The organism is Stenotrophomonas sp. JAI102, assembly GCF_013409105.1.
Classification (GTDB): Bacteria; Pseudomonadota; Gammaproteobacteria; order Xanthomonadales; family Xanthomonadaceae; genus Stenotrophomonas; species Stenotrophomonas maltophilia_AA.
Map to the genome: position 1 here is coordinate 884,828 of NZ_JACCCI010000002.1, position 22,645 is coordinate 907,472.

Annotated in this window: 22 protein-coding genes; 19 read left to right on the forward strand and 3 right to left on the reverse strand. The window is 67.4% G+C overall.

From position 1 onward, the window contains the following. Positions 1-139 precede the first annotated feature (139 nt). Complete coding sequence (gene blaL2 / locus HDC96_RS12525) at positions 140-1,039, forward strand: L2 family extended-spectrum class A beta-lactamase (protein ID WP_179460255.1); 900 nt, start codon at positions 140-142, stop codon at positions 1,037-1,039. A 281-nt stretch (positions 1,040-1,320) separates the two neighbouring features. On the opposite strand, the gene ggpS is transcribed toward blaL2, so the two are convergent. Together ggpS and HDC96_RS12535 are read right to left on the reverse strand one after the other, a co-directional pair. Then, positions 1,321-3,567 carry a glucosylglycerol-phosphate synthase gene (gene ggpS / locus HDC96_RS12530; RefSeq protein ID WP_179460409.1) on the reverse strand — a complete coding sequence of 749 codons (2,247 nt, stop codon included), beginning with the start codon at positions 3,565-3,567 and terminating at the stop codon, positions 1,321-1,323. 62 nt (positions 3,568-3,629) lie between these two features. Next, positions 3,630-4,898 carry an MFS transporter gene (locus tag HDC96_RS12535; protein WP_179460256.1) on the reverse strand — a complete coding sequence of 423 codons (1,269 nt, stop codon included), beginning with the start codon at positions 4,896-4,898 and terminating at the stop codon, positions 3,630-3,632. Between the two features lie 187 nt (positions 4,899-5,085). Between HDC96_RS12535 and HDC96_RS12540 the strand changes: the two genes are divergently transcribed. Continuing rightward, positions 5,086-5,700: a hypothetical protein gene (locus HDC96_RS12540; RefSeq protein WP_257018709.1), complete on the forward strand. Its 615-nt coding sequence runs from the start codon at positions 5,086-5,088 to the stop codon at positions 5,698-5,700. A gap of 81 nt (positions 5,701-5,781) precedes the next feature. Here the strand turns inward: HDC96_RS12540 and HDC96_RS12545 are convergent, their stop codons facing one another. Next, positions 5,782-6,735, reverse strand: a complete 954-nt coding sequence (locus HDC96_RS12545) for a DUF3011 domain-containing protein (protein WP_179460258.1) — start codon at positions 6,733-6,735, stop codon at positions 5,782-5,784. A gap of 203 nt (positions 6,736-6,938) precedes the next feature. On the opposite strand from HDC96_RS12545, the gene aspS reads away from it, so the two are divergent. The 17 genes from aspS to queC all read left to right on the forward strand — a co-directional run bounded on the left by aspS (position 6,939) and on the right by queC (position 22,598). After that, entirely contained in the window at positions 6,939-8,696 is a 1,758-nt protein-coding gene (gene aspS, locus HDC96_RS12550; RefSeq protein WP_176988414.1) for an aspartate--tRNA ligase, read from the forward strand. A 180-nt stretch (positions 8,697-8,876) separates the two neighbouring features. Then, positions 8,877-9,410, forward strand: coding sequence for a GNAT family N-acetyltransferase (locus HDC96_RS12555; protein ID WP_179460259.1), 534 nt, complete (start codon positions 8,877-8,879; stop codon positions 9,408-9,410). Between the two features lie 111 nt (positions 9,411-9,521). Next, positions 9,522-10,154 carry an alpha/beta fold hydrolase gene (locus HDC96_RS12560; RefSeq protein WP_179460260.1) on the forward strand — a complete coding sequence of 211 codons (633 nt, stop codon included), beginning with the start codon at positions 9,522-9,524 and terminating at the stop codon, positions 10,152-10,154. An 83-nt stretch (positions 10,155-10,237) separates the two neighbouring features. Continuing rightward, positions 10,238-10,969 (forward strand): YebC/PmpR family DNA-binding transcriptional regulator, encoded by a 732-nt coding sequence (locus HDC96_RS12565; RefSeq protein ID WP_176988417.1) that lies wholly within the window; start codon positions 10,238-10,240, stop codon positions 10,967-10,969. Positions 10,970-11,098: 129 nt separating this feature from the next. Then, positions 11,099-11,620 (forward strand): crossover junction endodeoxyribonuclease RuvC, encoded by a 522-nt coding sequence (gene ruvC / locus HDC96_RS12570; RefSeq protein ID WP_121039160.1) that lies wholly within the window; start codon positions 11,099-11,101, stop codon positions 11,618-11,620. 10 nt (positions 11,621-11,630) lie between these two features. Next, complete coding sequence (gene ruvA / locus HDC96_RS12575) at positions 11,631-12,221, forward strand: Holliday junction branch migration protein RuvA (protein ID WP_088433901.1); 591 nt, start codon at positions 11,631-11,633, stop codon at positions 12,219-12,221. A gap of 127 nt (positions 12,222-12,348) precedes the next feature. Next, the gene (locus tag HDC96_RS12580) at positions 12,349-14,199 is read left to right on the forward strand and encodes a potassium transporter Kup (RefSeq protein ID WP_179460410.1); all 1,851 of its coding nucleotides are present in this window, start codon (positions 12,349-12,351) and stop codon (positions 14,197-14,199) included. 215 nt (positions 14,200-14,414) lie between these two features. Beyond that, a complete protein-coding gene (gene ruvB / locus HDC96_RS12585; protein ID WP_121039149.1) occupies positions 14,415-15,455 on the forward strand; it encodes a Holliday junction branch migration DNA helicase RuvB in 1,041 nt (346 codons plus the stop codon). Then, positions 15,445-15,888, forward strand: coding sequence for a tol-pal system-associated acyl-CoA thioesterase (ybgC, locus tag HDC96_RS12590; RefSeq protein WP_179460261.1), 444 nt, complete (start codon positions 15,445-15,447; stop codon positions 15,886-15,888). The genes ruvB and ybgC overlap by 11 nt, the downstream gene beginning before the upstream one ends. Positions 15,889-15,898: 10 nt before the next feature. Next, positions 15,899-16,678: a protein TolQ gene (tolQ, locus tag HDC96_RS12595; RefSeq protein WP_179460262.1), complete on the forward strand. Its 780-nt coding sequence runs from the start codon at positions 15,899-15,901 to the stop codon at positions 16,676-16,678. 23 nt (positions 16,679-16,701) lie between these two features. Next, entirely contained in the window at positions 16,702-17,130 is a 429-nt protein-coding gene (gene tolR / locus HDC96_RS12600; protein ID WP_179460263.1) for a protein TolR, read from the forward strand. Continuing rightward, positions 17,120-18,178, forward strand: a complete 1,059-nt coding sequence (gene tolA, locus HDC96_RS12605; protein ID WP_179460264.1) for a cell envelope integrity protein TolA — start codon at positions 17,120-17,122, stop codon at positions 18,176-18,178. Before tolR ends, tolA begins: the two co-directional genes overlap by 11 nt. 144 nt (positions 18,179-18,322) lie before the next feature. Further along, the gene (gene tolB, locus HDC96_RS12610) at positions 18,323-19,642 is read left to right on the forward strand and encodes a Tol-Pal system beta propeller repeat protein TolB (protein WP_179460265.1); all 1,320 of its coding nucleotides are present in this window, start codon (positions 18,323-18,325) and stop codon (positions 19,640-19,642) included. Positions 19,643-19,706: 64 nt separating this feature from the next. Continuing rightward, positions 19,707-20,222, forward strand: a complete 516-nt coding sequence (pal, locus tag HDC96_RS12615; RefSeq protein WP_179460266.1) for a peptidoglycan-associated lipoprotein Pal — start codon at positions 19,707-19,709, stop codon at positions 20,220-20,222. Between the two features lie 3 nt (positions 20,223-20,225). Next, positions 20,226-21,026, forward strand: a complete 801-nt coding sequence (gene ybgF / locus HDC96_RS12620) for a tol-pal system protein YbgF (RefSeq protein WP_179460267.1) — start codon at positions 20,226-20,228, stop codon at positions 21,024-21,026. Between the two features lie 132 nt (positions 21,027-21,158). Continuing rightward, positions 21,159-21,857, forward strand: coding sequence for a 7-carboxy-7-deazaguanine synthase QueE (gene queE, locus HDC96_RS12625; protein ID WP_176988423.1), 699 nt, complete (start codon positions 21,159-21,161; stop codon positions 21,855-21,857). A 75-nt stretch (positions 21,858-21,932) separates the two neighbouring features. Continuing rightward, positions 21,933-22,598 (forward strand): 7-cyano-7-deazaguanine synthase QueC, encoded by a 666-nt coding sequence (gene queC / locus HDC96_RS12630; RefSeq protein WP_179460268.1) that lies wholly within the window; start codon positions 21,933-21,935, stop codon positions 22,596-22,598. The last annotated feature ends 47 nt before the right edge of the window (positions 22,599-22,645 follow it).

Genomic DNA, 22,645 nt, shown 5'->3' on the forward strand with positions numbered 1-22,645 from the left:
GGATGAGGGCAATTCCTGGGTTCATTCCCAGAGGTAGGTCCAGAGAGATGTGAGGTCAACTAATGGCTTCCGCTGAAAATCCTCGCTGGTGGCGGCGCCGCAATCTGCCAATACTCAGGCCTTCGCCAAGGAGAACCGCATGATCGCTCGACGACAGTTCCTGCAATGGACCGGCGCGGCCGCCGCCTCGGCATTGGCCGCCACCGCCTTCGCCAAGACTCCGCTGCCTTCGCCGAAACCCGCCGTCGCGGCGAAGGACTTCGCGGCGCTGGAAGCGGCGAGCGGCGGGCGCCTCGGCGTGACCCTGCTCAATACCGGCACCGGCTGGCGCACCGGCAACCGGCAGGACGAACGCTTCCCGATGTGCAGCACGTTCAAGTTCGTGTTGTCCGCCGCTGTCCTGCATCTGGCCGACCAGGGCAGGCTCTCGCTGGACCGGCGCGTGGCCGTCCGCCAGCAGGACATGCTCTCGCATGCCCCGGTGACCACGCGGCATATCGGCAAGGACGTCACGGTGCGTGACCTGTGCCGGGCGACCATGATCACCAGCGACAATCCTGCGGCGAACCTGCTGCTGGGCGTGGTTGGCGGGCCCGCCGGCGTGACCGCGTTCCTGCGCGCGAATGGCGACGCGGTGACCCGCAATGATCGGCTCGAGCCGGAGATGAACCGGTTCGCCCCGGGCGACCCGCGCGACACCACCAGCCCGGCCGCGATGGCGGCCAGCCTGCAGCGCTTCGTGCTCGGTGACGTCCTCAAGCTCGCCTCGAAACAGCAGCTGGCCGATTGGCTGATCGACAATGAAACCGGCGATGCGCGTCTGCGCGCCGGGCTGTCCAAGGCGTGGCGGGTCGGCGACAAGACCGGCAGCAATGGCGAGGACACCACCAACGACATCGCGATCCTGTGGCCGCTCGCCGGCGGCGCTCCTTGGGTGCTGACCAGCTACCTGCAGGGCGCGACGGTCGACGATGCCGGCCGCAACGATGTGCTGCGCCAAGTGGCGGTGATCGCCGAAGGCATCATGCAGGCGGCGTGATAGCGCCATGTACCCTCCGTTCGGCAATGCACGCCCGGTAGGCACCGACCGTTGGTCGGTGCGCGCTAGGTAGGCATCGACCGTTGGTCGGTGCGCACGGATGGTAGTGCCGGCCGCTGGCCGGCTCCCCATGAAGCCGTCACCGCCCAAGGCCGTGATCGCCCGCCGCCAGGACCGCGTGGAGCCGGCCAGCGGCCGGCACTACCCACGAAACCCGCATCGCCCGCCGCCCGCACCGCCTGCAGCAGAGCCGGCCAGCGGCCGGCACCACCGTCTCCGCGTCAGCCTTCGGCGTGGCTGTTGCGCACCGCGTCCAGAAAATCCCGGCCCCAGCGGTCCACGTCGTAGTACTCCACGCTGCCGAACAACTGCCGCATGCGGCCGGTCGCTTCGTCGTCGGGCATCGACAACGCCTGCAGCAGCCCTGCCGTCAGATCGGCCGGATCGTGCGGGTTGGTCAGCACCGCGCCCTTCAGCTCGGCGGCCGCACCGGCGAATTCGCTGAGGACCAGCACGCCGTTGCTGCCCTCGATGCCCTGCGTGGCCACGAACTCCTTGGAGACCAGGTTCAAACCATCGCGCAGCGGGGTGATCCACATCACCTGCGCGGCCGCGTAATGCGCCACCACCTCCTCGAACGGCAACGCCTGCGCGAAGAAGCGCACCGGGGTCCAGTCCAGCCGCGAGAAGCGCCCGTTGATCCGCCCGACCGCCTGTTCGATCTGGTTCTGCAGCGTGCGGTAGATGGTCATCTCGCGCGCGGCGGGCACGCAGATCATCAGCAGGGTGACCTTGCCCTGGCGATCCGGATGCTGTTCCAGCAGCCGCTCGAAGGCTTCCAGTTTGGCCAGCGTGCCCTTGGTGTAATCCAGCCGCTCCACCGACAGCACCAGCTTGCGCGCGCCGATCTCGCGGCGCAGCTTGAAGATGTCGTTGCGCACGTCGCTGCGCGCGAGCACGTTGTGGATGCGGCGCAGATCGGTGCCGACCGGATGCGCACCGAGCGCGACTTCGCGATCGCCCACGCGCAGGCGCGTGGTCATCGTGTCCAGGCCGACGGCACACCCGTAGGTGAGGAAACGCGGCGCGCAGCTTTCCCAGGCCAACCGCTCGGCCGGCATCGCGCCGCGGACCACGTCCACGAAGTTCTCCACTTGGCGCGGAATGTGGAAGCCAATGTAATCGCAGCTGAGCAGGCTGCCGATGATCTCGCGGCGCCACGGCACCACGTTGAACACATCGGCCGAGGGGAAATAGGTGTGGTGGAAGAAGGCGATCTTCAGGTCCGGGCGCAATTCGCGCAGCGTGGCCGGCACCATCCACAGGTTGTAGTCGTGGATCCACACGGTCGCGCCGTGGGCGGCTTCGGCCGCGGTGGCCTCGGCGAACTTGCGGTTGACCTTCAGGAACACCTGCCAGTCTTCTTCGCGGAACTTCGCGCGCTCCCAGAACACATGCAGCATCGGCCAGAACGCTTCCTTGGAGAAGCGCTTGTAGAAGATGTCCACCTCCTGCTTGCTCAGCGGCACGCGCGCGGCGGTCAGGGTGGGGTAGCGCTCGGCATCCACCGCCAGATGGGTCTGGAACGGGCCGCGCTTGGGCTCGTCGATGCCCCAGGCCACCCAGGACCCTTTCTGGCCGCCTTCGAAGAAACTCAGCAGCGAGGGAATGATGCCGTTCGGCGAGCGCGGTGGGCGCTGGACCAGCACGCCGTCTTCCATCACTTCATCGAAGGGCAGGCGGTGGTAGACCATCACCAGGTCCGCACCGTCGGCGCGCGCCTGTGCCGGCGGACGCAGGAAAGGATCGTCATCGGCGAGCAGGCCGAACTGTTCGATCGCCTCGAGGATGCCACCGCAGCCGGGCGCCTGCGCGTGATAGGTGTGCTTCAGGTCGGCGGTGGCGGCGGTCAGTGCCGGCTCGGAATCGCCGACGCACACCCCGCGGAAACCGGAGGTGTACATCGACAGGTCATTGAGAGTGTCACCGGCCACCAGGATGCGGTCACGCGGGAGTTCCAGCAGGCGCGCAAGCGCGGCCAGGGTGCGGCCCTTGTCGGTATCGGGCGGCAGGATATCCAGGTAGCGGTCGGCCGAGTACAGCACGTCGCAGCCCAGCGCCTGTGCGGCAGCCTGGATCTGTGAGCGCAGCGGCGCCAGCGTGTCGGGATCGCAGAAGTACGAGCAGCGGCGTTCCTGGGGAACGTCCTGGCGCTGCAGCGCGGTGAACGGGCGCATCGCCGCGGCGACCACCTGCTCGCCCGGCCAGTGCGCATCGATCATCGATTGCAGGGGCTGCAGCGGCTGCAGGGTGTGACCGTCGACGACAGTGGCGCCTACATCGCAGACCACGTAATCCGGGCGCGGGATGGCCGGATCGGAGAGCAGGGGCATCACTGCTTCCAGGCCGCGGCCGGTGATGAAGATCAGGCGGATGCCGGGGTGCTGGTCGACCAGCCGGTAGAGCCGATGGCGCGCGGCGGGATCGCCGGCGAGGAAGGTGCCATCCAGATCGGTGGCTAGGATCAGTTGCGGGGCCGGCGGGGCCGGCGGTGTAGGGGTCGGAGTGAGGGAGGTCGGTGTCGAAACAGTCAATGCACTTCCTTATCGGAGTCAGAGGGGACGGGGGAATCGGAATCCGGCGGCGCGGTGTCGGTCTCGGGCATCAGCTCCAGCGCCGACGGCGTGGTGCGCAGCATCAGCCGGAACCCGACCGGGTGCGTGCGCAGGCGCTCGAAGCTGAGCAGGCGCGCGGTGGTGAACAGCGCCAGCAGCGTCAGCACCACCGCGAAGTACAGCGGTAGTGCCGGCGCACCGAAACGCTGCATGGCGGCGCCCGCCAGCGCGGGGCCGAGCGCCGCGCCGACGCCATGCACCAGCAGCAGACTGGAGCAGCCGGACAGCAGGTCCTCGCGCGGCAGGTAATCCAGCATGTGCGCGACCGCGAAGGGATACAGCGCGAACGCCAGCCCGCCGTAGAAGAAGAACAGCCCGAACAGCAGATGGGTCTGCAGCTGGATCATCGGCAAGGAGGCCACCACGGCGATGCCGGCCGCGGCCAGGCTCAGTGCGACCAGTCCGGTGCGGCGGTCATGTCCATCGCTGATGTGGCCCAATGGCCATTGCAGCAAGGCACCCCCGGCGATGGCGGTCAGCATGAACAGAGCGACGCCGTTGCCATCCAGGCCGACCTCGCCGGCGTAGACCGGCAGCAGACCCCAGAACGCACCCATCGCCAGGCCGGAGAGCCCGGCGGCAACCGTCGCCACCGGTGCCATCGCATACAGTCGCGCCAGTTTCAGGCGCGGCACCGAGGGAATTTCCGGCGGGCGCAGGCGCGTAGCGGTGACCGGCAATACCGCCGCGCAGACCAGGATCGCGGTGAGCATGAACATCGAGGTCGCGCCGCCGTCGCCGAGCATCAGCAGCACCTGTCCCAGCGCGAGCGCCGAGAGATTGACCACCATGTAGAGCGAAAAGGCGCGGCTGCGCAGGCGCGGGTCGGGCTCGGCGTTGAGCCAGCTCTCGATCACGGTGTAAAGGCCCACCAGTGCGATGCCAGTGAGGATGCGCAGTACGCCCCAACCCACGGGATTGATCCACAGAGGGTGCAGCAGCACCGCGATGGCGGCGAGGGCGGCAAAGAAGGCAAACGCACGGATATGGCCGATGCGGCCGATCAGCGAGGGGGCGAAGAAGGTGCCGATGAAAAAACCGGCGAAATAGCCGGACATCACCAACCCCAACGTACCGGCACCGAAGCCGGCTTCACCACCGCGCACCGCCAGCAACGTGCCAAGCAGGCCGCTGCCGGTCAGCAACAGCGCCACGCCGGCGAGCAGGGCGGTCAACCGCAACATGCGTGCGTCCTTCGTGGGGAAGAAGGCGAACGAGTCACGTGACCGACCATAACACAGGAGGGATGAAGCCCTGGTTGCAGCGCTGCGGGCGTCGAGCGCGTGTGGCACGGCGGGGCAGGACGCATGGTTTGCGCTGGTCGTTCGCGCCCGTTAGGGTGGGCCCATGAACGTAGTCAAACTTCTTCCCATGGCAGCTGCACTGGCGATCACTGCCTGCAGTGGTTCCAACGATACCGTCGGCCATGAAGTCTCGATGGCGCCGTCCGATGCCTTCATGGCTGCCGTCGCTGCGCATTGCGGCAAGGCGTTCGAAGGCCGCATCGCGGTCAACGAGCCGCGCACCGATGCACCCGATCCCTTCGACGGCAAACGGCTGGTCATGCATGTGCGTGGCTGTGAGGATCCGGCACATGAGCTGCGGATTCCCTTCCATGTCGGCGACGACCACTCGCGCACCTGGGTGCTGAGCCGTACCGAAAATGGGCTGCGGCTCAAGCACGATCACCGCCACGAAGACGGCAGTCCGGATGCGGTCACGCTGTACGGCGGCGACAGCAAGCCGCCAGGCACCGCGCAACGTCAGTCATTCCCGGTGGATTCGGACTCGGTGGCGATGTTCCGCAAGGCGGACATGCTCGCCTCGGTGCAGAACACGTGGGCGATGGAGGTCGAACCGGACCAGCGTTTCGTCTACGAATTGACCCGTCCCGGCGGGCGCCACTTCCAGGTGGTGTTCGATCTGAGCAAGCCGGTGGCCTTGCCGCCGGCGCCGTGGGGCAGCGAGAAGACCGCTGCGCCGTAACGCAGTCTGGTTTCGCCGACGTATGGGCGATGCCGCCGCGAGGGTGCCGACCAACCGTCGGCACCTACCGCGAGGGGGCGATCAGCGTGCGCCGAAACGGGCGCGGCAGCCGCCGCTGACCCACAGGCTGCCGTTGCTGTAGCCCCAGCTGCGGCCTTCCACGCACGCCGTGCCCGACAGTTGCTGGACCAGTGCCGGACGTCCCTGGCGGTCGTCCCAGGCGCAGGTCTGCTGGCGCTTGTCGTTGCTGCTGCAGGTCACGCTGTAATTGCTGTTGCCGCCGCCACCGCCCCAGTTGCCGCCGCTATTGCCACGCGCTTCGGCGAACTCGCCGCGGCAGCCGCGATTGACCCAGACCGCGCCATTGCGCACGCCCCAGGTCTGGCCCTCGACACAGGCCGAGCCGGAGATCTGGCGGACCAGGGTCGCATTGCGCCAGCCGGTGTTGCAGGTGCGCTCGCGGTTGTCCTGGCTCTCGCAGCGGATCGTCGCGCCGTTGCCACCGCCGCCGCCCCAGTTGCCGCCGTTGCCGCGGCCCTCGACGAACTCGGCGCGGCAGCCGCCGCTGACCCAGACCGTCCCGTTGCGCGAGCCCCAGTTGCGGCCCTCGGTACAGGTGGTCCCGGAGATCTGGCGCGACAGCCGGGCGCTGCGCCAGCCGGTGTTGCAGACCCGCTCGCGGTTGTCCTGGCTTTCGCAGCGGACCGTGCCGCTGTTGCCCGGTCCGTTGCCGCCGCCATTCCAGCCGCCCCCGCTGCCACTGCCGCGCAGGGAGGTGGCGATGTCCTGCTTGATCCGCGAGAAGCTCCAGCCCGAGTTGACCTGGGCCAGGTAAAAGCGCAGCTGGTCGTCCGGAATCCGGCGGCCATTGGACTGGTCGGCGTATTCCTGGGTGATGACCCGGCTGCGGTCGCTGCTGGACAGCTGCGACAGGTTTTCCGGGGCGTAGGCGCGGGTGCTCATCTGGGCTTGGGCGGCCGGGGCGGTACAGGCCAGTGCGGCGGCCAGGCAGGCAACGGTCAGACGTCTGTTCATGGCGGCATCCCTTGCGGTGGTTGGTGCGCGGACTATAGGAAGAGTCAGGGTTCAAAAGGCGTGATGCCGCCCGGGCGGGCCGTCCGGGTGCCGCCGCGCCGGCACATGGCGCGGGGGATTTGCCCCGGCCGGGCCGACGCCGCAGAATAAAGGGCTGTCCGGCGCAACCTGGTGCCGGCATTCTCCTGCGGAGCTTTACCCCCATGCGTACCCACTTCTGTGGCCTGGTCGACGAGACCCTGATTGGCCAAACCGTTACCCTCGCCGGCTGGACCGACGTTGCCCGCAACCAGGGCGGCGTGTGCTTCATCGATCTGCGCGATCATGAAGGCATCGTGCAGGTGACGGTGGAAGTCGACAACGCGGCCGTGTTCGCCGTGGCCGCGAGCCTGGGCTACGAGGATGTGCTGCAGGTGGAAGGCGTGGTGCGCGCGCGCCATGCGGCCAACGACAAGCTCCGTACCGGCAAGGTGGAAGTGATCGCCACGGCCATCACCGTCCTCAACAAGGCCGAGCCGCTGCCGTTCCACGCGCACGAGAACCCGGGCGAGGAAACCCGGCTGAAGTACCGTTACCTGGATCTGCGCCGCCCGGAAATGCAGCGCATGCAGCGCACCCGCATCAAGCTGGTGCAGGCCCTGCGCCGCCACCTGGACGCCACCGGCTTCCAGGACATCGAAACCCCGATCCTGACCAAGGCCACCCCGGAAGGCGCCCGCGACTTCCTGGTGCCGGCGCGCATGCACCCGGGCGAGTTCTACGCCCTGCCGCAGAGCCCGCAGCTGTTCAAGCAGATCCTGATGGTCGCCGGCTTCGACCGTTACTACCAGATCGCGCGCTGCTTCCGCGACGAGGCCCTGCGCGCCGACCGCCAGCTGGAATTCACCCAGCTGGACATGGAGTTCGCCTTCGTGCGCGAGCAGGATGTGCAGGACTTCGTCGAGAACATGATCCGCGCCATCTTCAAGGAAGTGGTGGACGTGGAGCTGGCCGCCAGCTTCCCGCGCATGACCTGGGCCGAGGCGATGCGTCGCTATGGCTCGGACAAGCCGGACCTGCGCATCGCGCTGGAGCTGGTGGACGTGGCCGAGCTGGTCAAGACCAGCGAGTTCCCGGTGTTCACCGCCGCCGCCAACGATGCCGATGGCCGCGTGGCTGCGCTGCGCGTTCCGGGCGGTGCCAGCCTGTCGCGCAAGCAGATCGACGAATACGCCGCGCATGCCGCCAAGTACGGCGCCAAGGGCCTGGCCTACATCAAGATCAGCGACAGCGGTGAAGTCAGCTCGCCGATCGCCAAGTTCTTCAGCGAAGAGGCCTTCGCCGCGCTGGTCGCCCACGTCGGTGCCGGCAACGGCGACATCGTGTTCTTCGGCGCCGGTGGCTACAACAAGGTCTCCGACTTCATGGGTGCCCTGCGCCTGAAGGCCGGCAAGGACTTCAACCTGGTCACCGCCGGCTGGGCACCGCTGTGGGTCACCGACTTCCCGATGTTCGAATACGACGACGAAGCCCAGCGCTACGTCGCCCTGCATCACCCCTTCACCGCACCGGCGGTGGACGACATCGCCGACCTGCGCGCCAACGCGAAGACCGCCGTGTCGCGCGGCTATGACATGGTGCTCAACGGCAACGAGATCGGCGGTGGCTCGATCCGTATCCACCGTTCGGACATGCAGAGCGCGGTGTTCGAGCTGCTGGGCATCGGCGCCGAAGAGGCCGAGGGCAAGTTCGGCTTCCTGCTCGATGCGCTGCGTTTCGGCGCGCCGCCGCACGGTGGCATCGCGTTCGGCATCGACCGTATCGCCGCGCTGATGGCCGGTACCGAGTCGATCCGCGACGTCATCCCGTTCCCGAAGACCACCGGCGCGCAGTGCCTGATGACCGGCGCGCCGTCGCCGATCCCGGACGAGCAGCTGGCCGAAGTGCACGTGCAAGTCCGCCCGCGCGCCGTCAAGGAATAAGCCGGGACGCGCCGGCCCCCGGTCGGCGTCAACACGTGGCAGGTACCGACCGGTGGTCGGTGCCTGCTGCGGATCGTGGCCGCCATGATCGACAGGTTCGACAGGTTCGAGGGTCGTGGGGCGCCATCGCCGCCACGTTCAGGTAAATTGGCGGTTCTCGCCGATGCCGATGCTCCCGCCGTGACCCCAGGCCGCTACACCATCCGCCGCGCCACCCCGGACGACGCCCAGACCCTGTCGGTGCTGGCCACGCGCACGTTCGTGGAAACCTTCGGCCATCTGTACCCGGCGGAGGACCTCCAGGCCTTCCTTGATGAGGCGTACCCGGCGCCGCGCCAGCGCATCATTCTTGAACACCCCGATTACGCGGTCTGGCTGCTGGAACTGGACGGTGTCGCCGTGGGCCATGCCGCCGCCGGTCCCTGTGGCCTGCCGCATGCCGAGGTGCAGCCCGGCGATGGCGAGCTCAAGCGCCTGTACCTGATCAAGGACCAGCAAAGCTGTGGCTGGGGCAGCCGCCTGTTCGAAACCGCGCTGGCCTGGCTGGAACGCGAGGGCCCGCGCACGCTGTGGCTGGGCGTGTGGTCGGAAAACTTCGGCGCGCAGCGTTTCTACGCCCGCTACGGCTTCAGCAAGGTCGGTACCTATGCGTTCCCGGTCGGCAAGGTGCTCGACCTGGAGTTCATCCTGCGCCGCCCGCCCACGGCGGCCTGAGCGCGACACTGTCACGGCCCGCAGCGGCTTCACCTGCCGTTGTCCGGTCCATTCGTCTAATGACGCTGTTTCCTTCTGCAGGCGCCCCGCCCAACGGGCTAGGCTGACACCATGAATCCCCCTGTTTTACTGCTGCACGGCATCTGGAACGCACGTGCCTGGGTCGGCCCCCTGGCCTGGCGGCTGCGCGCCCGTGGCTTCGCCGTGGATACCTTCGGCTATTCGAGCGTGTTCGGCGGCCCTGACGTCGCCGTGCCCCAACTGCTGGAGCGGCTCCAGGACAGTGGCCCGATTTCCCTCGTCGGCCACAGCCTGGGCGGGCTGGTCGCGCTGGAGGCCCTGCGGCGGGCGCCCGAACTGCCGGTGTCGCGGGTGGTCTGCCTGGGCTCGCCGCTGCGTGGCAGCGTGACCGCGCGTTCCTTGAGCGATCACGGCTGGTCGCTGGCGCTCGGCCGCAGCTCGGAATTGCTGCTGGATGGCCTGCCGGCGTGGGAGGGCAGGGCGCAGGTCGGGCTGATCGCCGGCTCGGTCCCGCACGGGCTGGGCAGCCTGCTCGGCGCCTGTGGCGATGCCTCCGATGGCACCGTGGCGCTGGATGAGACGCAGTTGCCGGGCCTGGCCGACCACTGCGTGATCCCGGCCAGCCACAGCGGGCTGGTGTTCTCGCCGGATGCCGCGCGCCAGACCGCTGCGTTCCTGCGCGATGGCCGGTTCCGGCGCGATGATGCGGCCCACGCCGCCTGAGCGGGCTGGGCACTGACACGGGCCGGCCGGCGGATCAGGTAGAATTCGCGCCCTGTTCCTGACAGAAACACGAGAGTCACCCCATGGGTAGAGGCCCCTCCATCGAGAACCGCAAAAACGCGTCTGACGCGAAGCGCGGCAAGATTTTCACCAAGATCATCCGCGAGATCGGCGTAGCCGCGCGCGGCGGTGGAGGCGACCCCAACAACAACCCGCGCCTGCGCGTGGCCATGGACAAGGGGCTGTCCTCGAACATGTCCAAGGATGTGATCGAGCGCGCCATCAAGAAGGCGACCGGTGAGCTGGAAGGCGTCGAATACGAAGAGATCCGCTACGAGGGCTATGCCCCCGGTGGCGTGGCCGTGATCGTGGACTGCCTGACCGACAACCGCGTGCGCACCGTGGCCGATGTCCGCCATGCGTTCAGCAAGTGCGGCGGCAACATGGGCACGGAAGGCTCGGTGTCGTTCATGTTCAAGCGCCTGGGCGTGCTGCACTTCGCCGCCGGTGCGGACGAAGAAGCCGTCACCGAAGCGGCGATCGACGCTGGCGCGGACGACATCGTGGTCTACCCGGAAGACGGGGCGATCGATGTGGTCACCGCAGCCGACAGCTACCACGCCGTCAAGGATGCGATGGCGGCGGCCGGGTTCACGCCCGACCACGCCGAAATCACCTACCGTGCCGACAACGACATCAAGGTCGAGGGCGACACCGCCCTGCAGGTCAAGAAGCTGCTGGACATGCTCGAAGACCTGGACGACGTGCAGGACGTGTTCTCCAACGCCGACCTCGGCGCGGACGCTTACGCCTGAGTGGGCGCTTCACCGGTCGCTTTGCGCGACCGGTGAGCGGACAATGCGGACCATGATGACCCCAGCCGTTCCCCGTTATCCCCGCCGCATGTGTCCCTCCCGGGCCGCCGGCGGCCGTGTGCGTGCCGCATGACGCGCATTCTCGGCATCGACCCCGGTTCGCAGCGCACCGGGGTGGGCATCATTGATGTGGACGCCGCCGGCAAGGTGGTGCATGTGCATCACCTGCCGCTGGTCCTGCTGGGCGCCGACGACTTCCCGCAGCGGATGAAGCTGCTGGTGGTCGGCCTGACCGCCCTGGTCGAGGAATACCGCCCCGACGAAGTGGCCATCGAAAAGGTGTTCATGGCGCGCAATCCGGATTCGGCCCTGAAGCTGGGCCAGGCGCGCGGCGCGGCGATCTCGGCCGTGGTGATGCGCGACCTGCCGGTCAGCGAATACGCTGCCACCGAGATCAAGCTGGCCGTGGTCGGCCGCGGTGGCGCGGAAAAACAACAGGTCCAACACATGGTCGGGCTCATGCTCAACCTGAAAACCAAGCTGCAGGCCGACGCTGCCGATGCGTTGGCCGTGGCGATCACCCACGCCCATGTCCGGGCCACGGCGCTGCGCCTGGGCGTCAATGCGCGCCAGGCCTGGAGCCGGAAATGAGGAACACTGCATGATTGGTCGTCTGCGCGGGATCGTGGCCTACAAGGCGCCGCCGTGGCTCATGGTCGACGTCAATGGCGTCGGTTACGAACTGGAGGCGCCGATGAGCACCTTCTACGACCTGCCCGAGCTGGGCCGCGAGGTCACCCTGTTCACCCATTACGCGCAGAAGGAAGACAGCGTCTCGCTGTACGGCTTCCTGCGCGAGGGCGAGCGCCGCCTGTTCCGCGATGTGCAGAAGGTCAGCGGGATCGGCGCCAAGATCGCGCTGGCGGTGCTGTCCGGCGTGAGCGTGGACGAATTCGCCCGCATGCTGCAGGCCGGTGACATCACCGCGTTGACCCGGATTCCGGGCATCGGCAAGAAGACCGCCGAGCGCATGGTGCTGGAGCTGCGCGACCGCGCGGCCAATTTCGGCGGGGGCGGCGCGCCGATCGCCGGCGCTGCACCGGCGACCGATCCGGTCTCCGAGGCGACCGTGGCCCTGCAGCAGCTGGGCTACAAGCCGACCGAGGCCGCACGCATGGCGCGCGATGCCAATGCCGAGGGTGACGACGTCGCCACGGTCATCCGCAAGGCCCTGCAGGCCGCGCTGCGCTGAGCCGCGCGCCTGCCTTCCCTAGCTAACGACACCAACGACCGCGTCCTCCCGGAGCCCCATGTCCACCACTTCCCCCCAGCACAGCGACGGCCAGGCCCCGCACGGCCACGCGCCGGCGGCCGGCGGCATGGCGCTGATGATCGGCGCCATCGGCGTGGTCTTCGGCGATATCGGCACCAGCCCGCTGTACACGCTGAAAGAAGCCTTTTCTCCGCACTACGGCCTCACCAGCGACCATGACACCGTGCTGGGCGTGCTGTCGCTGGCGTTCTGGGCGCTGAACATCGTGGTGACGCTCAAGTACGTCACCATCATCATGCGCGCCGACAACGACGGCGAGGGCGGCATCATGGCGCTGATGGCGCTGACCCAGCGCACCCTGCGCAACGGGTCGCGCTCGGCCTATGTGGTCGGCATCCTGGGCATCTTCGGCGCCTCGCTGTTCTTCGGCGACGGCGTGATCACCCCGGCGATCTCGGTGCTGGGCGCGGTCGAAGGCCTGGAGGTCGCGGCGCCCGGGCTGCATGCGTTCATCGTGCCGATCACCGTGGTGGTGCTGCTGGCGGTGTTTGCCGTGCAGCGCTTCGGCACGGCCCAGATCGGCAAGCTGTTCGGACCGATCACCTCGATCTGGTTCATTTCGCTGGCCGCGATCGGCATCTGGAACATCGTCGACGCCCCGGAAGTGCTGAAGGCCTTCAACCCGATGTGGGCACTGCGCTTCTTCATGGAGCATGGCTGGCACGGCATCTTCATCCTCGGCGCGGTGGTGCTGGCCGTCACCGGCGGCGAGGCGCTGTATGCGGACATGGGCCATTTCGGCGCCAAGCCGATCCGTCATGCCTGGTACTTCTTCGTGCTGCCGTGCCTGGTGCTGAACTACCTGGGGCAGGGCGCGCTGGTGCTCAACAACCCCGAGGCGGTCAAGAACCCGTTCTTCGAAGCGGTGCCGGACTGGGCGCTGTACCCGATGATCATCCTCGCCACGATGGCCGCGGTGATCGCCTCGCAGTCGGTCATCACCGGGGCGTTCTCGGTCTCGCGCCAGGCCATGCAGCTGGGTTACATCCCGCGCATGCGCATCACCCATACCTCGCACGACACCATCGGGCAGATCTACATCCCGGGCATCAACTGGGGCATCGCGGTGATGGTGATCGGGCTGGTGCTGGCCTTCCGCAGCTCCTCCAACCTGGCGGTGGCCTACGGCATCTCGGTCTCGGCGACCATGCTGATCGATACCCTGCTGCTGGCGCTGGTGGCCCGTGCGCTGTGGCCCAAGGCCCGCAACTGGATCATCCCGCTGTGCGTGGTGTTCTTCGTCATCGACCTGGGCTTCGTGATCGCCAACGGCGCCAAGCTGCTGCAGGGCGCGTGGTTCCCGGTGGTGCTGGGCATCGTGCTGTTCACCATGATGCGCACCTGGCGGCGTGGGCGCGAGCTGCTGCGCGATGAGATCCGCAAGGACGGCATCCGCATCGACACCTTCCTGCCGGGCCTGATGCTGGCCCCGCCGGTGCGGGTGCCGGGCACCGCCGTGTTCCTGACCGCCGACCCCTCGGTGGCCCCGCATGCGCTGATGCACAACCTCAAGCACAACAAGGTGCTGCACGAGCGCAACGTGTTCCTGCACGTGGTGACGCTGCCGGTGCCGTACGCGCCCTCGGGCCAGCGCCTGAAGATCGAATCGGTGGGCGATGAGTTCTACCGGATCTACGTGCGCTTCGGCTTCATGGAGACCCCGGACGTGCCGCTGGCGCTGATGCGCTCGTGCGACCACGGCGGGATCTACTTCGACCCGATGGACACCACGTTCTTCGCCAGCCGCGAGACGATCGTGGCCACCGCCAACCGCGGCATGCCGATCTGGCGCGACAAGCTGTTCGCGCTGATGCACCGGAATGCGGCGCCGGCGACCGGGTTCTTCCGGATTCCGGGTAATCGGCTGGTCGAGCTCGGGGCGCAGGTGGAGATCTGACCGGACGGCCGACCAACGGTCGGCCGCTACCCCACGGTTTGCGAAGCAAACCGTGGGCCCCGGCGGCATTCCCCCTTGTCCCCGCGCCTTCGGCGATGCGTTCCCGGTAGTGCCGGCCGCTGGCCGGCTCCTCATGACATCTGCATCGCGCGGAGCCGGCCAGCGGCCGGCACTACCGGGCGCGGATCGCGCCGCTTTTGCCGCATAATTGCCGAATGACCGACGACCGCATCATCGCCGCCGGTGCCACCCGCGAAGACGAGGGCACCGACGCCAGCATCCGCCCCAAGCGCATGGCCGATTACCTGGGCCAGGCGCCGGTGCGCGAGCAGCTGTCGATCTACATCGAGGCGACCAAGGCCCGTGGCGACGCGCTCGACCACGTGCTGATCTTCGGGCCGCCGGGCCTGGGCAAGACCACCCTGAGCCATGTGATCGCCAACGAGCTGGGGGTCGCGCTGCGCGTCACCTCCGGCCCGGTGATCGAAAAAGCCGGTGACCTGGCCGCGCTGCTGACCAATCTGCAGCCGCACGATGTGCTGTTCATCGATGAAATCCACCGCCTCTCGCCGGTTGTGGAAGAAGTGCTGTACCCGGCGATGGAAGATTTCCAGATCGACATCATGATCGGCGAGGGCCCCGCGGCCCGCTCGATCAAGATCGATCTGCCGCCGTTCACCCTGATCGGCGCGACCACCCGTGCAGGCCTGCTGACCGCGCCGCTGCGCGACCGCTTCGGGATCGTGCACCGGCTGGAGTTCTATACGCCCGAAGAGCTGACGAAGATCGTCCGGCGCTCGGCCAGCATCCTCAACATCGACTGCACCGCCGAAGGCGCGGCCGAGATCGCACGGCGTTCGCGCGGTACCCCGCGTATCGCCAACCGGCTGCTGCGCCGCGTGCGCGACTTTGCCCAGGTGAAGGCCGCCGGCCACATCGACCAGGACGTCGCCCAGGCCGCGATGCAGATGCTCAAGGTGGACCCGGAAGGCTTCGACGAGCTGGATCGGCGCCTGCTGCGGACCATGGTCGATTACTTCGACGGTGGCCCGGTCGGCATCGAATCGCTGGCCGCGGCCCTGTCCGAAGAACGCGGCACGCTGGAAGACGTGGTCGAGCCGTACCTGATCCAGCAGGGGTTCCTGATCCGGACCGCGCGGGGCCGCATGTGCACGCACAAGGCCTACCGGCACATGGGCCTGAAGCCGAAAAACCCGCCGGCCGACCTGTTCGCGGAGGTCCCGGATGTCGGTTGATCCCCGTGTTGAGCCCCGATTCAGTTGGCCGACACGCATTTACTGGGAAGATACCGACGCTGGCGGGGTCGTATACCACGCCCGCTACGTGGCCTTCATGGAACGGGCGCGCACCGAATGGATGCGTGCACTGGGGTATGGTCAGGAGCGCATGCGCTGCGACCATGGCCTGGTGTTCGCGGTGCGCAGCATGACCATGGATTTCCTCAAGCCGGCGCGCCTGGACGATGCGCTGGATGTCACCGCCACGCTGGTGCAGTGCAAGCGCGCCAGCATGGTGTTCGCCCAGGCCGTGTGCCGGGGCGAGGAGACACTGCTGACCGCGCAGGTGAAGATCGCCGCGCTCGATGCAACCACCTTCAAGCCGCGTGGCATGGACGATGCACTGCATGCCGCGCTGAAACACCTCGAATTTCCAGAATCCGCACACTGAGGAACAACGGATGATCGCAATGCTCCTGGCCCTGCAGGCCACGGTGACCGAAGCGCTGCCGCAGGAAGTCACCAGCGCCGCGGCGCAGACTGTCGCCCAAGCCGCGCATGGCGGTGGCATCAATTACCTGGACCTGATGATCAAGGCCAGCATCCCGGTGAAGATCATCGTGCTGCTGCTGTTGGCCGGCTCGTTCATCAGTTGGGTGATCATCTTCCGCAAGGCGCGCGTGTTCAACGCCGCCAACCGTGAGGCCGACGAGTTCGAAAGCCGCTTCTGGTCCGGCGCGGACCTGGGCAAGCTGTACAGCGCAGCGACCGACCGCAACCGCAAGGTCGGCGGCCTGGAAGCGATCTTCGAATCGGGCTTCCGCGAGTTCACCCGCCTGCGCGACAAGCGTCGCCTGGATGGCCGGGCCCAGCTCGAGGGCGCCCAGCGCGCCATGCGCACCACCTATACGCGTGAAGTGGACCAGATGGAGCGCAGCCTGGAGTTGCTGGCCAACATCGGCTCGACCGCCCCGTACGTGGGCCTGGTCGGTACCGTGTTCGGCATCATGGTGACCATGCATGACATGATCAACAGTGGTGAGCAGGCCGGCATCGCCTCGGTTGCCCCGGGCATCTCCGAAGCCCTGTTCGCCACCGCGATCGGCCTGTTCGTGGCGATCCCGGCCGTGTGGGCCTACAACCGCTTCACCACCCGCGTGGAGCGCATGTCGGTGCGCTTTGAAACCTTCGCAGAAGAGTTCAGCTCGATCCTGCAGCGCCAGACCGCGGGCGACGAGTAAGCGCCCAGCACAGGAGTCCTGCCATGACCGCAGCCATTGGCCGCCGCAAGCGCCGAAAGCTCAAATCCGAAATCAACGTCGTGCCGTACATCGACGTCATGCTGGTGCTGCTCATCATCTTCATGGTGACCGCGCCGCTGCTCACGCTGAGCTTTGAAGTGGATCTGCCGACCTCCCAGGCCAAGGCCTTGGAGAGCAAGCAGGATCCCGTCGTCGTGTCCGTCCGCCTGGATGGCCAGCTCAGCCTGAAGCTGCCCGAGGCCAAGGACCCGGAGCCGATGGATGCGGCCCGCCTGCAGGCCCAGCTGTCCGCGCTCTCCTCGCAGGACAAAAACCTGCGCGTGATCGTCGCCGCCGACAAGGCCGTGGCCTATGAAAAGGTGGTCGCGGCCATGGACGTGATCAAGCGCGCCAACGTGGAAAAGGTGGGCCTGGCGACCGATGCACACTGAAGCCCTGCCACCGCAGCGCGCACGGGATGAGGAGTGGGGCCTGCCGATCGCGCTGGCGCTCGGCGTCCATCTGCTGCTGGCACTGATCTTCATCGCCGCCTGGTTGTGGTCGCCGCAACGCACCACCGAAGCGGCCGCCGGCGATCCGGCCATCGAAGCCAGTCTGCAACTGTCCGCGTCCGAAGCCTCGGCCGCGCGCCAGGCCCTGCGTGCCTCCGAATCGCTGCCGGACCTGCCCGAGCCGGTCGCTGAGCCCGAGCCCATTCCGGAAGACACCGTGCCGCCCCCGCAGCCGTTGCCCGAGCCGCGCCCGCAGGACGCACCGACCCCGCAGCAGTCGCAGGCGCAGGAGCGCATCGCCCAGCCCGACACGGTCGACCAGGAAGCGGTCAACGCGCTGGCGATCTCGGCTGAAAAGGCCAAGCAGGAGCAGGAAGCCAAGCGCCGCCAGGAACAGATCGACCTGACCGAGCGCAAGCGGCAGGAACAGGCCGAGCAGAAGCTGCGCCTGGCCAAGCAGCAGGAAGAGGCGGAAAAGAAGAAGCTGGCCGAGCAGGAACAGAAGGCCAACGACGCCAAGGCCGACGCCGAGCGCGACAAGAAGCTGGCCGAGATCCGCCGCAAGCGGGCCCAGGCCGAGAACGAAGCCAAGCTGGCCGAGCAGAAGCTGCGCCAGGTCACCGCCGCGCGGGCCGCGAATGCCTCGGCCTCGACCGCCGGTGCCACCGGCGCGGCCAAGCCGGCGGCCGGGGCAGGGGGCACCAGCGACGACCTCAGCGCCAAGTACGCCGCCGCGATCCAGCAGAAGGTCTCCGCCCAGTGGACCCGTCCGGACTCGGTCCCGCTGGGCCAGCGCTGCCAGGTCTCGATCACCCAGATCCCCGGCGGGCAGGTCATCCAGGCCAAGGTCAGCGGCAATTGCCCGTTCGACGACGCCGGCCGCCGCTCGATCGAGGCTGCCGTGCTGAACGCCCAGCCGTTGCCTTACCGCGGTTTCGAGTCGGTGTTCGCGCGCACGATCAATTTCACCTTCACCGCCCAGGATTGATCTTGGGCGGGACCCTGTTGTTAACGGCTCGTGAGATGTGTGCGCCCGGTGACTCGGAATTCACACGGCCTTGGTTCATGATTGCGAAACTGTTCACCGCCGTCCTGTTATCCCTCGTTCTGGTTTCCCCCTATTGAGCGCTCAATGAAAAAGATGCCTCGCTGGTTTGCCGTTGTTGCGGCCCTGTTGTTGCCCTTTGCTGCCATGGCGCAGCAGAAGGGGCTGGATATCGACATCATCGGCGGCAACGCCTCCGCCACCCCGATCACGGTCGTCCCGATGCCCTACCAGGGTTCGGCAGGTGCGCCCCAGACCGACGTCGCCGCGGTCGTGCGCGCCGATCTGGACCGTTCGGGCCAGTTCCGCAACCTGCCTGAAGCGCAGATCGTCGAAAAGCCGACCCGCGGCAGCGAGATCCAGTTCGCTACCTGGCGGGCGCTGAAGCAGAACTACATCGTGGTCGGCCGCGTCATGGACGCCGGCGCCGGCGCCTATCGGGTCGAGTACGAGCTGTACGACGTGCCCAAGGGCGAGCGCCTGCTCGGCCTGGCGATGACCGCCCGTGGGAATGCCATGCGCGACGTCGCCCACCAGATGGCCGATGCCATCTATGAAAAGATCACCGGCGTGCGCGGTGCCTTCTGGACCCGCATCGCCTATGTCACCGCCAGCGGCAAGGGCGATGCCATGCGCTATGCGCTGATGGTGGCCGATTCGGACGGCTTCAATCCGCAGACCATCGTGCGCTCGGCCGAGCCGCTGCTCTCGCCCAGCTGGAGCCCGGACGGCAGCAAGCTGGCCTACGTGAGCTTCGAGCGTGGCAACTCGGCGATCTATATCCAGAACATTTCCAGCGGCGCCCGTGAGCTGGTCACCAGCTTCCGCGGCATCAACAGCGCCCCGTCGTTCTCCCCGGACGGCCGTCGCCTGGCCCTGTCGCTGTCGCGCAGTGGCAACCCGGAGATCTACGTGATGGACCTGGGCAGCAAGCAGCTGACCCAGCTGACCAACCACTTCGCCATCGATACCGAGCCGACCTGGAGCCCGGACGGCAGCAGCGTCTACTTCACCTCCGACCGTGGCGGCCGCCCGCAGATCTACCAGGTGGCCTCCAGCGGCGGCAGCGCCTCGCGCGTGACCTTCCAGGGCAACTACAACGCCACGCCGAGCCTGTCCTACGATGGCAAGAAGCTGGTGGTCGCCCAGGGCAGCGGCAACACCTACAAGATCGCGATGATGGACAGCAGCACGGGCTCGGCCCGCTGGAACACGCTGTCGCCCGGGTCGCTGGATGAATCGCCGAGCTTTGCGCCCAACGCGAGCATGGTGTTGTACGCCGCCCGCGAGGGGGGGCGTGGAGTGTTGTACGCCGTTTCGGCCGATGCGCGCGTGCGCCAGCGGCTGGTTCTGGCTGACGGTGATGTTCGTGAGCCTTCTTGGTCGCCTTACCGTACAAAGCGCTAACAGAGTGTTAAGATTTCGCCGTATTCATCCCTCATCCGGCTTTAGGAGCCTCAAAGGTATCGCCATGAACAAGACCACCCGCGTTCTGCTTGTCTCCCTGTTGTCCGTGGCCGCCCTGGCCGGTTGTTCCAAGAAGGTCAAGGAAACGCCTGTTGCCCCGGTTGATACCGGCAGCACGACCGCTCCGACCGGCCCGTCCACCTCCGGCCTGTACGGCCCGGGTGATCTGGATACCGATTCCTGCCTGCGCCAGCGCGTGGTGTACTTCGACCTGGACAAGGAAGAAGTGAAGCCGGAATTCCAGGCCATCATGGCGTGCCACGCCAAGTACCTGCGTGACCGTCCGTCCTCGCGCATGACCCTGCAGGGCCACACCGATGAGCGCGGTTCGCGCGCTTACAACCAGGCCTTGGGCGAGCGTCGTGGCAACGGCGTGTCCTCGGCACTGCAGGCCAACGGTGGCTCGGCTTCGCAGCTGACCGTCGTGTCCTACGGTGAAGAGCGTCCGGTCTGCACCGAGTCGGGCGAGTCCTGCTGGTCGCAGAACCGTCGCGTCGAGATCGTGTACACGGCTCAGTAATAGATGCGCTTTCGATTTCTATCGATGATCGTTGCGGCAGCCCTCGTGGCTGCCGCACCGGCCAATGCGCAGCGCCAGAGTCTGGCCGACCGCGTCGGCGCGCTTGAGCAGCAGGCGAACAACAACCAGTCCAACATGGACATGCTCAATCAGCTGAATCAGCTGCGTACCCAGTTGCAGGCCCTGCAGTCGCAGGTCGAGCTGCTGCAGCACGACAATGAGCAGCTCAAGCAGTCCGCCAAGGACCAGTATCTGGACCTGGACAGCCGCCTGAACCGCCTGGAAGGTGGGGCCCCCGTGCTTCCCGCCGCCCCGGCCGCAGCAGCTCCCGCTGCCTCCCCGAAACCGGCAACGGCCGCTTCCGAGCGGCCGCCCTCCGTGCACGGCGATGCCGGCAGCCTGGCTGCCAGTGGCGACGAGCGCACGGCCTACAATGTCGCCTTCGATTCGCTCAAGGCCGGCAAGTACGACGACTCGGCGCAGCTGTTCATGAGCTTCCTCGAGCTGTACCCCAACGGCGTCTATACCCCCAACGCGTTGTACTGGTTGGGCGAAAGCTATTACGCCACCCGCAATTTCCCGCAGGCTGAGGCGCAGTTCCGCGACCTCCTCTCGCGCTACCCGACCCATGACAAGGCGTCCGGTGGCCTGCTCAAGATCGGCCTCTCGCAGTATGGCGAAGGCAAGGTCGACCAGGCCCAGGCGACCCTCGAACAGGTCGTGTCCACGTATCCCGGCTCCGACGCCGCGCGCACCGCGCAGGACCGTCTGCAGTCGATCCGGCTGGGTCAGCAGATCCGCTGAACCCGCCCCGGGCCGCTGGAGCGTCCGGGCCCGGTATACTGTCTGATCGCCAACCGGGCGCTGCCCGGTCCTCCGTGCCGGGCCATGCCCGGCTGTTGTCGTTTCCGAAGCCGTCCCCCAAGAATCACCGCCATGACCACGACCCTGTCCGCTGCCGCCGCGCTCCCCAGTGAGATCGTGCAGTCCCCGCTGCCGCGACTGAAGATCACCGAGATCTTCCTGTCCCTGCAGGGCGAAGCCGATACCGCCGGCTGGCCGACCGTGTTCGTGCGCCTGACCGGCTGCCCGCTGCGCTGCACCTATTGCGATACCGCCTACGCCTTCCATGGCGGCACCTGGTGGGACATCGACGCGATCGTGGAAGAAGTGCTGGCCCAGGGCGTCCACCACGTCTGCGTGACCGGTGGCGAGCCGCTGGCGCAGAAGCGCTGCCTGGTGCTGCTGGAGAAGCTCTGCGATGCCGGCCTGGACGTCTCGCTGGAGACCTCCGGTGCGCTGGATGTCAGCGGCGTGGATCCGCGCGTCTCGCGGGTGGTCGACCTGAAAACCCCCGGCTCGGGCGAAATGGCCCGCAACCGCCTGGAGAACCTGCCGCTGTTGACCAGGCGCGACCAGATCAAGTTCGTCCTGTGCAGCCGCGAGGATTACGAATGGGCCCGCGGGATGGTCCGCGAGCACCGGCTCAACGAGCGCAGCATGGTGCTGTTCTCGCCGAGCAAGAGCGAGGTCAGCCCGCGCGAACTGGCCGACTGGATCGTCGCCGACCGCCTGCCGGTCCGCTTCCAGATGCAGCTGCACAAGCTGCTTTGGGACGACGAGCCCGGAAGGTAACTCCGTCTCGACGTACCCTGATGTAGCCGGCGCGGGACAGCGTGCTGGTTCCCCGCAAACCACCGGAAACACCCCATGAAAAAAGCAGTCGTCCTCCTGTCCGGCGGCATGGACTCCGCCGCCGTCGTCGCCATGGCCCGCGAACAGGGCTTCGCCGTCCACGCCCTGAGCGTGCGCTACGGCCAGCGCCACACCTCCGAGCTCGATGCCGCCGCCGCGGTCGCCAGCGCGCTGGGCGTGGCCGCCCACAAGACCGTCAACATCGATCTGCGCAGCATCGGCGGCTCCGCGCTGACCGACGACATCGACGTCCCCGAAGCGGGCGGCGAGGGCATCCCGGTCACTTACGTGCCGGCACGCAACACCATCATGCTGTCCGTCGCGCTGGGCTGGGCTGAAGTGCTGGGCGCCAATGACATCTTCTGCGGCGTCAATGCGGTGGATTACTCCGGTTACCCGGATTGCCGCCCCGAATTCATCCAGGCGTTCCAGACGCTGGCCAACCTGGCCACCAAGGCGGGCGTGGAAGGCGCCGGCATCCAGGTCCACGCCCCGCTGCAGTTCCTGAGCAAGGCCGACATCGTGCGTGAAGGCGTCCGCCTGGGCGTGGATTTCGGCTTGACCGTGTCCTGCTACAACGCCGACGACCAGGGCCGCGCCTGTGGTCACTGCGACGCCTGCCGCCTGCGTGCGCAGGGTTTCAAGGAGGCCGGCGTGCCGGACCCGACCCATTACGCGTGATGCCGGACGGGTACGCATGAGCGCCAAGATGCGTTAGAATGCGCACC